Origin of the sequence: Sorangium sp. So ce426 (assembly GCF_051475585.1) — a bacterium.
Lineage (GTDB): Bacteria > Myxococcota_A > Polyangia > Polyangiales > Polyangiaceae > Sorangium > Sorangium cellulosum_B.
Genome location: NZ_CP150341.1, coordinates 11432670 through 11446475 on the forward strand (window position 1 = coordinate 11432670; position 13806 = coordinate 11446475).

A 13806-nucleotide genomic window follows, 5' to 3' on the forward strand; every position below is an offset into this window, starting at 1 on the left:
AGCAAGCATACTCCGGTTCGGACGAAGCCGGCTGCCCCGGAGAGGATCGAGCAGGCTCGCGTCGCGCGGCGGCGTGCGCCTCGCCGCGCGGCGCGGCGGACGCCGCGCCTTCTGGTCGATCCGGACCGGGTGGAGTACACGACAGCATGACGACCGGAGAGCAGGGGGCCCGGGTGGTGCGCGCGCCGCGGGGAAGCGAGCGGAGCTGCAAGGGGTGGATCCAGGAGGCCGCGCTCCGGATGCTCCACAACAACCTCGATCCGGAGGTCGCGGAGCGCCCCGACGATCTCGTGGTCTACGGCGGCACCGGGAAGGCGGCGCGATCGTGGGAGGCGTTCGACGTGATCGTCCGCGAGCTCCGGGAGCTCGCGGACGACGAGACGCTCCTCGTGCAGTCGGGCAAGGCGGTGGGCCGCTTCCGCACGCACCCGGACGCCCCGCGCGTGCTGCTCGCGAACTCGAACCTCGTGGGCCGGTGGGCGACGTGGGACGAGTTCCGCCGGCTCGAGGCGCTCGGCCTGACCATGTACGGGCAGATGACCGCGGGCTCCTGGATCTACATCGGCTCGCAGGGCATCGTGCAGGGCACCTACGAGACGTTCGTCGCCGCGCGGAAGGCGCACGCGGCGCGCGCCCCGGGCGGCGGGCGCTGGGTGCTCACCGCGGGGCTCGGCGGCATGGGCGGCGCACAGCCGCTCGCCGCGACCATGGCGGGCATGGCCTGCCTCGGCGTCGAGATCGACCCGGCGCGCATCGAGAAGCGGCTCCGCACCCGCTACGTCGACGAGCGCATCGACGATCTCGACCGCGCCCTCGACGCCGTCCTCGAGAGCGTCCAGCGCGGGGCGCCGCGCTCGATCGCCCTCTGCGGCAACGCCGCCGACGTCTACCCGGAGCTCGTTCGCCGCGGCGTCACGCCCGACCTCGTCACCGAGCAGACCGCGGCGCACGATCCGCTCGTCGGCTACGTCCCGCCGGGGCTCACGCTCGAGCAGGCGGCGGAGCTCCGCGCCCGCGATCCCGTGGAGTACGTCGCGCGCGCGAAGGCGGGGATGCGGAGGGAGGTCGAGGCGATGCTCGCGATGCAGCGGCGCGGGGCCGAGGTCTTCGACTACGGCAACAACATCCGCACCTGCGCGATGGAGGCGGGCGCCGAGGACGCGTTCGCGATCCCCGGCTTCGTGCCGGCGTACGTGCGCGAGCTGTTCTGCCAGGGCAAGGGCCCGTTCCGGTGGGTCGCGCTCTCGGGTGATCCCGAGGACATCCTCGCCACCGACCGCGCGGTGCTCGAGGCGGTCCCGGGCGACGCCGATCTCCGCCGCTGGATCGAGCTCGCGGAGCAGAAGATCGCGTTCCAGGGGCTCCCGTCGCGGATCTGCTGGCTCGGCTACGGCGATCGCGCGAAGGTCGGGCTCGCCTTCAACGAGCTCGTCCGGGCCGGCCGGGTGAAGGCGCCGATCGTGATCGGGCGCGACCACCTCGACTGCGGGTCGGTCGCGTCGCCGTTCCGGGAGACGGAGGCGATGAAGGACGGCTCCGACGCGATCGCCGACTGGGCGATCCTCAACGCGCTCGCGAACACGGCGGGCGGCGCGTCGTGGGTGAGCTTCCACCACGGCGGCGGCGTCGGGATCGGCAACTCGCTGCACGCCGGGATGGTGATCGTCGCCGACGGCACCGAGGCCGCTCGGCAGAGGCTCGAGCGGGTGCTCACCATCGATCCGGGGATGGGGATCATCCGGCACGCCGACGCGGGCTACGAGACGGCGCGCCGCGTGGCGGAGGAGAAGGGCGTCCGGGTGCCGCACCGGGCAGGGTGACCGGCTCCGCCGCGCCCTCGAGGGCGCGCAGCCGCGCGATCTCCTCCAGGTAGCCGCGCCGCTCCTTCGAGAGCGGCGGCAGCTCGATCACCGCCGGCACGCGCGCGAGCCGCGCGTCGTTCGCGAGGCGCCAGAACGGCGCGAGCCCCATCTCCCCGTCGCCGACGCGCTCGTGCCGATCGACCCGCTGGCCGAGCGCCGCCTTCGAGTCGTTCACGTGCATGCACTGCAGCCGATGAAGCCCGATCAGCCGGCCGAAGTCGCCCCAGAACCGCTCGTAGCCGGCCTCGCTCCGGAGGTCGTGCCCCGCCGCGAAGGCGTGCTGCGTGTCGACGCAGACCCCGAGCCGCGACCCCTCCGGCCCGGCGCGCTCGATCATCGCGGCGATCTGATCGACGCGGTCGCCGAGGGTCGACCCCTGCCCGGCCGTGTTCTCGATGCACAGCCGCGCGCGGAGCCCCTTCCCGCGAGAGAGCACGATCGACAGGCTCTCGCCGATGCGGTCGAGGCCGGCCTCCTCGCCGAGGCCGCGGTGCGCGCCCGGATGGAACACCACGAAGTCGATCCCGAGCGCGTCGCACCGCGCGAGCTCCTGGAACAGCGCTTCCCGCGAGCGCTCGAGGATCGCGGCGTCGTCCGCGCAGAGGTTGATGAGGTAGCTCGCGTGGGCGAGTGTTCGGCCGGCGCCCGCGCCCGCGCCCGCGCCCGCGCCGGCCCAGGCCGCGCGCGCGGCGCGAAACGCGGCGATCTGCTCCGCGCTCAGCGCCGGCTCCCGCCACTGGCCCGAGACCTTGGTGAAGATCTGCACCGCCTCGCAGCGGTCCTCCCCCGCCAGCGCGATCGCGCGGTGAAGGCCGCCAGCAACGGACTCGTGCGCGCCGAAGATCATGGGCCGCACTGCTTGGGGCGCTTCCCCGCCGCCGGCAAGGCATTGCCCCGAGCCCACCGGATCTGCCACGGCATCCGCCATCCGCGCGCACCCGCGCGCCCTCACGCAGGAGGGCAACGCCCGGGCCGCCTCGTCCGTCCCCCTGCGATGAGCCCGATTCCGCGAGCAAATCGAGCAAACCGCATGCCGGGAGGGCGCGAACCCCGGTTCGCGGCACCTCACCCTTGACGCGTTCCTGCCCAGGCGCGAATTGAGCGGCCTTCCTGGAGTCTCGATGAGCCATATGGGTGTTACGAACGGGGCCGGCGCCGGAGAGGCAACGCCGGGGTCGCCGGGTGGGGCCAAGGGCGAGCAAACCGCGGCGGCCCCGCCGCTGGTGCCGTCGCACGTGCTCTCGGGCAAGCGGCTCGTGGTGGTCGGAGGGACCGGCTTCCTCGGCAAGGTCTGGCTGGCCATGCTGCTCGCGAGGTTCCCGGAGATCGCCCACATCTACCTGCTCGTCCGGGCCAAGGAGAACCAGTCGCCGGAGGAGCGCTTCTGGTCGCAGATCGTGACCTCGCCGGTCTTCGACCCGATCCGCGAGCAGTACCCCGGGCCCGCCTTCGAGGAGTACCTGCGGCAGAAGATCACGCCCATGAACGGCAACGTCGGCCTGCCGCTGCTCGGGCTGGGCGACCGCGTGGGGGAGCTCACGGGCAACATCGCCGCGGTCGTGAACGTGGCCGGCGTCGTCGACTTCAACCCGCCGCTCGACGAGGCGCTCGAGGTCAACGCGTTCGGCATCAGCAACCTCGTCGAGCTCGCGCGGACCCTCGGGGCCAAGGTGATGCACACGAGCACCTGCTTCGTCGCAGGCTACCGCTCCGGGCTCATCGAGGAGAACCACCCGGCCGAGATCCCCTTCCCCCGCGCCGCGGGCGAGACGTGGTTCGGCGCCGCCTGCCCGAAGCGGACGCTCGATCGGTCGCACTGGGATCCGCAGCGCGAGATCAGCGAGTGCCTCGACCTCGTGCAGCAGGCGCGCCAGCGGTGCGAGGACGCCTTCCGGCAGAGCGCCTTCCTCGACGAGGCCAAGGCCAACCTGGCCGCGCGCAGCGAGCCGTGCCGGGGCAGCGCGCTCGAGAACGAGCTCGCCAGGGTGAAGCGCAAGTTCATCAAGGACCGGCTCATCGAGGCCGGCAAGGAGCGCGCGCTCTTCTGGGGGTGGACCAACATCTACACCTACACGAAGAGCATCGGCGAGCAGGTCCTCGCGAGCTCCGGGCTGCCCTTCACCATCGTCCGCCCCGCCGTCGTCGAGACCGCGGTCGAGTTCCCGTTCACCGGCTGGAACGAGGGGATCAACACCTCGGCGCCGTACCTCTACCTCGCCTCGAAGGGGCAGGTGCAGTTCCCGGGCGACCACGACGTGCGGCTCGACCTCATCCCGGTCGACATGACCGCGAGCGGCATGATCGCCTCGCTCTGCGAGCTCATCGAGGGCCGCGCGCCCGCGGTGTACCAGTACGGATCGACCGACACGAACGGCTGCCGCGTGACGCGCTACCTGGAGCTCGCCGGGCTCTACAAGCGGCGGCAGGTGTTCGAGGGGAAGAAGACCTCGCTCTTCGACGTCGTGTCGTCCCGCTTCGAGCCGCGCGGGCTGACCCGGCAGCAGTACGGCGCGCACGGCGCGCGCGCCATCGAGGGCGCCCTCCGCGGCCTGGGCGGGCTGCTCAAGACGGCGAGCGTCGGCCCCGCCGCGGCCCTCCTCAAGCCGGCGGCGGCCGCGCTCGAGAGCGCCGCCAGGACCGAGCAGAAGACGGCCACGCTCCTCGAGGTCTTCATGCCGTTCGTCGCGGAGGGCGACTGGATCTACTCCTGCGCCAACACGCGCGCGGCGATGGCCCGCATGCCCCCCGAGGAGCGGGCGCGCTTCGTCTGGGCGCCCGAGAAGATCGACTGGCGCGACTACATCTGGAACGTGCACCTCCCCGGCCTGGAGAAGTGGGCCTTCCCGCTCATGGAGGAGATGCTCCGCCGGGAGATCAAGCCGCTCCGGCCCTACGACAGCCTGGTCGACCTGCTCGACGAGGTCGCCGAGCGCTTCGATCACGCGCTCTCGGTGCAGCGGTTCGAGCAGGACGGGCTCTCGCGCACGAGCTACCGCGAGCTGCGCGACGCGGCCTGCATGACCGCCGCGCGCCTCGCCGCGCTCGGCGTCCGCCGCGGCGATCGCGTGGCGCTCTCCGGCGCGAACCAGCCGGCGTGGCCCGTCGCCTACTTCGGCATCCTCCGCGCAGGCGCCGTCGCCGTCCCGATCGATCCGGGGCTCGACGCGGAGGCGTTCGCGGACGTCCTCCGCTCGTCGACGGCGAAGGTCGTCCTCTGGGACGGCGGCGTGGCGGAGAAGCTCGGCGCCGACGTGCGCGCGGCGCTGCCGAACCTCGTCGCCTTCGACATGGTCGGGTTCGCCGAGGGCCAGGTGCCCGACCTGGGCCCGGCGTCCGGCGACGGGCTCGCGCCCCCGGACGTGCGCGTGGGCAGCCAGGACGTCGCGAGCGTCGTCTACACGAGCGGCACGACCGGGGAGCCGAAGGGCGTGCTGCTCACGCACGGCAACTTCACGGCGCTGCTGGCCTCGCTGGCGCCGCTGTTCCCGCTCAAGGCGAGCGACCGCGTGCTCAGCGTGCTGCCGCTCCACCAGACCTTCGAGGTCACCTGCGGCCTGCTCCTGCCGCTGTCGCAGGGCGCGCGGATCATCTACCTCGACGAGGTCTCGGCCGATCGGGTGAGCGACGGGCTGAAGAAGGCGCGCGTCACGGCGATGGTCGGCGTGCCCGCGCTCTGGCAGATGCTTGAGCGCCAGATCGTCGCCAGGGTGAAGGAGCAGGGGCCCGCCGCGGCCACCGCGTTCAGCTGGGCCATGGAGCTGAACCGCATGCTCGGCAAGCGCCTGGGCCTGAACGCGGGGCGCCTCTTCTTCGGCAGCGTCCACGACGCGCTCGGCGGCAATGTCCGCTTCCTCATCTCGGGCGGCGCGGCGCTCCCCAGGGACACGGCCGCCGTGTTCAAGGGGCTCGGCCTGCCGCTCGCCGAGGGCTACGGCCTGACCGAGGCGGCGCCGCTCCTGACCGTCACCAAGCCCTCTCCGGCGGCGAGCCCGGGGAACGTCGGCAAGCCGATCCCCGGGGTGAAGATCAAGATCGCGAACCCCGACGCGAACGGCGTCGGCGAGGTGCTCGCGCGCGGCCCCAACGTCATGAAGGGCTACGCCGACGACCCGGACGCGACCCAGGCGGCCCTCGACGCGGACGGGTGGCTCCGCACCGGCGATCTCGGCAAGCTCGACAAGCAAGGGCGGCTCGTCCTCGTCGGCCGGCAGAGCGAGGTCATCAGCGCGGCGAAGGGCGAGAGCCTGTACCCGGCCGACATCGAGCGAATGCTCGGCAAGATCGAGCACGTCAAGGAGCTCGCCATCGTCGGGATCGACAACGGCCGCGGCGGCGAGCAGGTCGCGTGCCTCGCCGTCCCCACGGCGCCGGGCGCGAAGGACGGCGAGGGCGACCCGGCGCTCGCGCGGGTCACGCAGCACGAGCGCGCGCTCGACGCGCTCCGGACGGCGATCCAGGCGCTGCCCAAGCCGTGCCACCCCATGGCCGTCCACCTCGACGACGCCGACCTGCCCCGCACCGCGGCCGGTCAGGTGAAGCGCTCCGAGGTGAAGGCGATCGTCACGCGCCTCGCCGCCGAGGCCGCCGCGGCCGGCGCGGGCGCGGCGGCCGTCGCGCAGGACGCCGGCGCGGCGATCGCAGAGCCGAAGGCGCACGGCGCGGGCGACGAGCCGATCCACATCCCCCGCCCGGTGGCCGACTTCGCCAAGCACTGGATGAACAAGGTCCAGTCCGGCTTCTACGGGAACGTCATGCGCCCGAAGGTCTACGGGCGCGCGTTCATCCCGCACAACCGCAACACGATCGTCGTCTCGAACCACGCGAGCCACCTCGACATGGGCCTCGTGAAGTTCGCGCTGGGCAGCTACGGGGACGGCCTCGTCTCGCTGGCCGCGCAGGACTACTTCTTCGAGGGCAACCGCTGGCGGCGCGCCTACTTCGAGAACCTCACGAACCTCGCGCCCTTCGACCGCAAGGGCGGCCTCCGCACGGCGCTGCGCCAGACCGGCGAGATCCTGGACCGCGGGCGGACGGTGCTCCTCTTCCCGGAGGGCACGCGCAGCCCCGACGGCGGCATCCTCGAGTTCAAGCCGGCGATCGGGCACCTCGCGCTCACCCACAACGTCGACATCCTGCCGCTCTACCTGGGCGGCACCTTCGAGGCGCTCCCCAAGGGGCGCACCGTCCCGATCCGCCGCGACCTCGTCGCGCGCATCGGGCCGCCGCTCGCGATCGGCGACCTCCGGCGGCTCACCGCCGGGATGAAGTACGCGGTGGCGTGCCGCAAGGTCGCGGAGCTCACGCAGCTCGCCGTCATCAAGCTCAAGGAGGGCGGCGCCCTCGATCTGAGCCGGGTCGAGAGCATCGATCAGGCCGCCACCACCACCAAGGAGCACCCGCTCACGCTCCTGTTCCGCGAGCTCGAGTCGAAGTACGTGGCGGGGCGGGTCACCCAGCCGATCACCTACTACGTGACGCTCGGCACGGAGGACGAGGCGAAGTGGACGCTGCGGATCGACGCGGCCAGCTGCGAGGCGAGGATCGGTAAGCCAAGCCAGCAAGCGGACTGTGTCCTCAAGACCACGCCCGAGATATTCACCAAGATCGTCCGCGAGGCCTACACACCGAGCCCGATGGAGTTCATGACGGGCCTCGTGAAATCGAACGACATCTCCCTCCTGCAGACCTTCCAGAAGGTTTTCGACCTCGCATGAGCCGCTATCTCGTCACCGGCGCGACCGGCTTCCTGGGATCGCACCTCGTCACGGCGCTCCGTGGGGGTGGCCATGACGTGGTGGCGCTCTGCCGGGCAGAGGCGCCCGCGCTCGCCGCGCAGGGCGTGGAGCTCCGCCGCGGAGACATCCTCGACGCGGCGTCGGTGCGCGGCGCCGCCGAGGGCTGCGACGGGGTCTTCCACTGCGCGGGGCGCGTCTCGCGGCGCCGCGAGGACGCCGAGGCGCTCTACCGGACGCACGTCGAGGGGACCAAGATCACCCTCGACGCCTGCCGCGACGCGGGGGTGAAGCGCGCGGTGATCGCGAGCACGAGCGGCGTCGTCGCGGTCAGCAAGGACCCGAACGAGGTCCGCGACGAGGCGGCGGCGACGCCGATCGACCTCATCGCCGGCTGGCCCTACTACCGCTCGAAGCTGTACGCCGAGCGCGCGGCGCTCGATCGCAGCGGGCCCGGCTTCGAGGTCCTCGCCGTCAACCCGAGCATCCTGCTCGGCCCGGGCGACGTCCACGGCGCCTCGACCGGCGACATCGTGAGCTTCCTCGAGCGCCGGCTCCCCTTCACCCCCGCGGGCGGCCTCTCCTTCGTCGACGCCCGCGACGCGGCCCAGGGCATGGCGCTGGCGATGGACAAGGGCCGCCCGGGCGAGCGCTACCTGCTCGGCGCCGCCAACATGAGCCTGGAGGTCTTCTTCCGCCGCCTCGCGCGCATCTCGGGCGTCCCGGCCCCCGCCCTGCGGCTGCCGCGGAGCATCGCGCTCGCGAAGGCGGGCGCGCACCTCATCGAGCAGGCGCGGAAGCGCCTGCCGTTCGATCTGCCGGTCGATCCTGTGTCGGCCGAGATGGGCCAGCACTTCTGGTACCTCGACGCGACGAAGGCCCGGCGCGAGCTCGGCTGGACGCCGCGCGACCCGCTCGAGACCCTCGCGGACACGGTCGCCGATCTGCGCGCCCGCGGCGTTGTCTGGCCGCAAGCGTAGGTGGAGCGCGGCGCGCGGCCTCGTCGCGCCGCGCCGATCCCCGCTCAGACGGCCCGGCGCAGCGGGGTCGGCGGGAACAGGTCCTTCATGTCGAGCGGGAGCTGACCGCGGAACCCCTCGATCTCCCCCGCGGACACGCTGTCCGCGACGGCCTCGCAGATCGCCTGCAGCACGAAGCCGGCGGCCTCGCGGTCCATGCGCAGCTCGCGCGCGACGTCGGCCTCGATGGTCGCCGTCGTGATGCGCTTGTCCGGCCCGTCGAGGAACGGCTCGAGCGACGGGTGGAGCTTCGAGGGCAGCTGCGCGACGAGGTGCCGCGCCTCCTGGGGCGTCACCCTGCGGCAGAGGCAGCCGAGGACGATCTGCAGCGCGAGCTCGGCGCGGTCGCGCTGCTGGAGGCCGCTGTGGCGCTCGACGGCGTGGATCAGCCGGCCATAGGCGCTGTCGGCGCGCGCCTTGCGCCGGGTGAGGGCGCGCACGCGGCCGTGCGAGCGCTCCGGGCGCGCGGTCCCCTCGGGGTGCAGCGCGCCTTCCGGCTTGAAGCGGGCGGCCACCTCGAGCTGCGCCTTCACGACGGAGCCGGCGGCCTCCGCGTCGATGACCCCATCGGCGAGCAGATCGTCGAGGGTCACCAGGCCGACGGGCCGCCCTTGCTCGGTCACCGGCACGCGCCGACACGCATGATCGCGCATGGTGCGCACGGCGTCGTCGATCGACGCGTCGAGCTCGAGCGTCGCGATCTCGTCCGACATGATGTCGCGCAGCATCGTGCTGCGCGCGTCGAGGTCGCCTGCCACGATCTCCAGCGCGATATCGCGGTCGGTGACGATGCCGGCGAGGCGCTGGCCGTCGTGGACCAGGACCGCGCCGACGTGGTTGTCCATCATCGCCCTCACGGCGTCATAAGCGGTCGAGCGCGGGCTAAGAACGATCATTCGCGGGCGTCGGTACTCTTCGAGCGACATGGCGAGTCCCTCCCCTGGGCAGCGCGTTCGGGGTTGTGCGTGCGTACGCCAGGGCGCGGCTAGCCAGAACGGTACCAACCGAGGCGGCGCGCGTGGCCGGCGGGTGGACGCGGCGCTCGGGATCGCCGCCGCGAGCGGACGAGCAAGAGCCTCGCGCGCCGCCAGCGCGAGAGGGGCGAAGCCGCCCGTCAGCGGATCGCGCCGCGCGCCTGCGGCGCCGCGCCGGCGCCGCCGCCCGCCCCGGCGTCCAGCGCGCTGCGCGCCTGCTTGGTCGCGGGCGTGACCGGCGCGAGCCGCACCATCCGGTGCAGGAGCCCGTCGACCCGCTGCAGCCAGCCGCGCCAGGCGGCGTACTGCGCCACCGGGATGGTCGACTGATCGAGGATCACGCGCTCCTTCACCACCACGGCGTTCTTGCCGGGCACCTTCGCGAAGGAGATCGTCGCCCGCCCGAACGCGCCGCCGTTCTCGTCGCCGCCCGGCGGGAGCTCGGCGAACGCGTACCCGGGCGGGGCGGTGATCGTGATCGTCCGGCTGTGGTGCCGCGGCGCGAAGCTCGGCGGCAGGACCACCGGGAGCGTGCGCTTCACGAGCGGCGCGAGCTGCGACGTCATCGTGGACGCGCCCGAGAGCGGCACGGAGAGCTCCGCGCCCTCGCGGCGGGCGAGCCCCTCGGAGCGCGCCTCGTACTCGAGCGTCGCCGCCCCGTGCGGGAGATCGGCCTGGAACGCCACCTTGGGCTTCACGTCGACCGTCGGGAACCAGCCGTACGCGAGGTACTGCTCGACCCACTGCGCGCGCGCGTCGGCCTCCGCCAGGTTCGACCGGAGCTCGAACGCCGCGTCGCCGATGTGCCGCTCCTTCGCCGCGAGCTCGCCCGCGCCGGAGGGGAGCAGCGCGATCGTCCACTCGGCGTCGACGCCGTGATCGGCGGGCGAGCTCGCCGGCGTCTCCACGATCTTCGGCGGCCCCTCGTCGACGAACAGCGCCAGCGTGCGCGCGTCCATCGCCGGCAGCGGCCCCAGGCGGCTCTGCGGGCTCGTCGCGTCGAGCCACAGGCCCGGCGCGCCGCCCGCGCCCGGGAGGTAGGCGATGCCGTGATCGAACACCGGGATCGCCGCCACCTCGCTCCGGAGCAGCGAGGGCTGGCCCGTGTAGCGCGTCTGCACCAGCACCTCCGTCGCCTCGATGCCGATCGACTTGAGCAGCGTGATGAGCAGCATCGCCTTGTCGTCGCAGTCGCCCTGGCGCCGCGCCAGGAGCTCCTGGGGGCGGTTCGGCAGCCACCACTCGCCCGACACGAAGTTCACATACCGGATGTCGTCCGCCACGAAGTCGAAGAGCGCCCGCAGCTTTGCCTCGCGCGTGGCCTTGCCCTTGGTGAGCTCCGCGGCGAGCCGGCGGACCTGATCGTCGGGCTCCATGAAGCCGGCGATCGCGCCCCGGTACCACTCCCGGAAGTCGTTCCAGCCGTGGAACGTCGAGCCCACGACGACCGGCAGCACCTCCGCGAGGTGCGGGGCGAGCGGCTCCTCGGGCACCTCGGGCGGGTCGTCCCAGATGTACCGCGTCACCTGGCGGCCGTCCTTCTCGGACCTGAGCACCCGCTCGGCCTTGCCGTTCAGCACGTCGATCGCCAGGGGATCGCTCGCCGGCGAGTCGACGACGACCTCGTTGTAGAGGATCGGCCGCGTGTCGGTCGAGCCGACGTAGTCGATGAAGTAGAACGGCGCGTCGCCCCGGCGGCCGACGGGGCCCCGGGTCCACGAGCGCACCGCGACCTCCACCACGTCCCCCGCCTTGAGCTCGGGCCAGCGCACGAACGGCTTCTGCCCGCCCGCGCCCTGCTCGTCCGGCTGCGCCACCGTGCCGTCCTTGCGGTGGACCCGCGCGAGCAGGAGCTCGGTGTCCTCCCCCTCGGCGGGGATGTCGCGCTCGTAGAGATCCTGATCGGTGCGCGGCTCGATGACGATCTCGCGCGCGTAGTGCATGAGCTGCGAGACGCGCTTGTCCGGGTGGTACGTCACGACGCGCACCCAGTGGAGCTGCCGGTCGGCCACCTCCCCCTTCTTCGCCGGGGTCTGCCGGGCGCGCGAGAGGAAGACGCCGGGCGCGACGAGGTGCTGCTCGTCGCGCATGCGCTGCCGGCCCGGCGCGCCGGCCGAGCCCTCGCCGAGGCGGAGCGCGAGCTCGGCCTTGAGGTACGGATCGCCGGGCGTGAGGTCGCGCGCCCGCGCGAGCGCGGCCGTGGCCACGCGCGACGCGGCGGCCCCCGCGCCATCCTCTCGCACCGCGGCGAGCGCCTGGAACGCGGCGGGCTGGTTCGGCGCGACCTGCGTCGCGTACGACAGCACCTCGCGCGCCCACGCGACGCGGCCCGCGTCGTGGAGCGCGCGGCCGATCCGGATGACGTCCTCGGCCGACGTCTGCTGCGCGAGCGCCCCGGCGGCCGCCACCTCCAGCGCGGCGCCGCCGTCGGGCTCGAACGCGAGCACGTAGGGCGCGCCCCGCGACTCGGGCGCGATCTCGGCGAGCCTGCGCGCGGCCCGCAGCTCGAGCGCCGGGTCCAGCCGGGCCGCGGCCGCGATCTCCTGCCAGACGACGACCGGCGTCCGGTCCTTCTGCTCGCGCTCGACCGCGAGCAGCTCCTCGAGCCCGGCCCGCGTGAGCCCCGCCGTCGCGAGCTTCTTCTTGACGAGCGCCCTGAGGACGCGCGCCTCGGGATCGCGCGCCGCGCGCAGCGGCTCCTCGCGCAGCGCGGCCGCGGCCCAGTCGACCCGCTCCGAGGCGAGGTGGGCGGCGACCAGCCGGCGCTGCGCGAACGCCGCGGTGGCCCGGTCCTTCTCGGCGAGGCCCCGGGCGCGCGCGGCCTCGAGCCAGCCGCTGCGGTTCGCGCCGAAGGGCGACACCCACCCCGCCAGCGCGAGCGCGTCGGCGGAGATCCCGGGCGACCGCGTCACGCGGTCGAGCAGCCCGGGCGCGCGGGGCGACCGCTGGTCGTCGGCGCCCCCGAGCGTCCGCGCCACGACGGCGGTGAGGGTCTGATCGAGCGACTGCGACGCGCCCGCGTCGAGCGCCCTGTCGAGCGCCGTCGCGACGGCGGTCGCGGCGCGCGCGCCCGGGGGCGGGGCCGGCGGCGGCTTGAGCGGCGTGAGGTCCGACGAGGTCGCGAGCGCCACGGGCCGGCGGTCCTCGTCGGTGAAGCGCACGCGGACGCGCCCCTCGTCGGCGATGGCCCCGGTGCACACCTTGAGGGCGAGCAGGTGATCGCCGGCGGGCGCCTCGATGCGCGCGGCGATGCGGTCGAGCACGAGGCGCTCGTGCGCCGCGTCGCTCGCGGCGACGTCGGCGCCGTCCCACAGGAGCCGCACGGCGCCGGTCGCGGCGACATGGGCGAGCATCGGCTTGCGATCGAGCGCGGCCGGGACGGTCACGCGCGAGGCGAGGTACGTGCACGTCTCGGTGCGCGGATGGATGTAAAGATCGAGCGGCACGCCGCGCGCCGTCGACGCGGCGGGCAGCACCCTGCGCCACGCGACGTCGTACACACCCCACGCGTAGCGGGCGCTCATGTCCGAGAAGCGCTGGCCTTCGGCCTCGGGCCCCTCGCGGAGCGCGAGCCCGCCGCCCGAGTTGTCCTGGAACGGGCCGAGGACGGCGAACGCCTTGACGAGCCCGGACGGGTCCGGGGGCGCGTCGTACGAGACGGCGCGCGCGCCGGGCCACGTCACCGCCGGCGGCTCCGGGGCGAGCGAGGCGGCGAGCCAGCGCGCCTCGTCGGCGAGCGGCGACGAGGACGCCCCGATCTGCGCGAGGCCTTCCCGGGCGCGGCCCTGCGCGGCGCGGTCCGCGAGCGCCGCCGCCATCACGAGCCCGGCGAGCGCGTCGTCGCCGCCCCGCCGCGCCCGCGTCAGCGCCGCGCCGAGCATCTCGTCGGGCGTCGCGGCGGTCCACCGCCGCGGCAGCACGATGGGCGCGCGCTTCTCGGACGCCGGCGCGCTGCCCGCCGCGGGCGCGCTCGCACCCGCCTTCGCGCCTCCCGGACGCAGCGTCGGCGCGCCGCCCGCCGCGGGCGCGCTCGCGCCTCCCGGACGCGGCGACTGTGCGTTGCCCGCCGCGGGCGCGGCGGCGATCGCGAGCAGCGCGGCGAGCCACCCGCCCCCGCGGAGCGCGCGGGCGCGCGCGCGTCGATCTCGTCCTCGTCGATCCCGTCGATCTCCCCCCGGCGAGCTGCGCTCCATCGAACCTCGCTTCCCCGCCACGGCAT

General features: G+C 74.0%; 6 protein-coding genes. 3 read left to right on the forward strand and 3 right to left on the reverse strand.

The features are described from left to right. Positions 1-146: 146 nt before the first annotated feature. Complete coding sequence (gene hutU, locus WMF44_RS42970) at positions 147-1820, forward strand: urocanate hydratase (RefSeq protein ID WP_437295829.1); 1674 nt, start codon at positions 147-149, stop codon at positions 1818-1820. Here the strand turns inward: hutU and WMF44_RS42975 are convergent. Continuing rightward, positions 1735-2709, reverse strand: coding sequence for a deoxyribonuclease IV (locus WMF44_RS42975; protein ID WP_437295830.1), 975 nt, complete (start codon positions 2707-2709; stop codon positions 1735-1737). The genes hutU and WMF44_RS42975 overlap by 86 nt on opposite strands. 283 nt (positions 2710-2992) lie before the next feature. Here WMF44_RS42975 and WMF44_RS42980 point away from each other — a divergent pair, with 283 nt between their 5' ends. Continuing rightward, positions 2993-7576, forward strand: a complete 4584-nt coding sequence (locus WMF44_RS42980) for an AMP-binding protein (RefSeq protein ID WP_437295831.1) — start codon at positions 2993-2995, stop codon at positions 7574-7576. Beyond that, the gene (locus tag WMF44_RS42985; RefSeq protein ID WP_437295832.1) at positions 7573-8574 is read left to right on the forward strand and encodes an NAD-dependent epimerase/dehydratase family protein; all 1002 of its coding nucleotides are present in this window, start codon (positions 7573-7575) and stop codon (positions 8572-8574) included. The genes WMF44_RS42980 and WMF44_RS42985 overlap by 4 nt, the downstream gene beginning before the upstream one ends. Positions 8575-8618: 44 nt before the next feature. On the opposite strand, the gene WMF44_RS42990 is transcribed toward WMF44_RS42985, so the two are convergent. Together WMF44_RS42990 and WMF44_RS42995 are read right to left on the reverse strand one after the other, a co-directional pair. Beyond that, a complete protein-coding gene (locus WMF44_RS42990; protein WP_437295833.1) occupies positions 8619-9539 on the reverse strand; it encodes a DUF2267 domain-containing protein in 921 nt (306 codons plus the stop codon). Between the two features lie 188 nt (positions 9540-9727). Then, a complete protein-coding gene (locus tag WMF44_RS42995; protein ID WP_437295834.1) occupies positions 9728-13780 on the reverse strand; it encodes a transglutaminase-like domain-containing protein in 4053 nt (1350 codons plus the stop codon). Positions 13781-13806 lie beyond the last annotated feature (26 nt).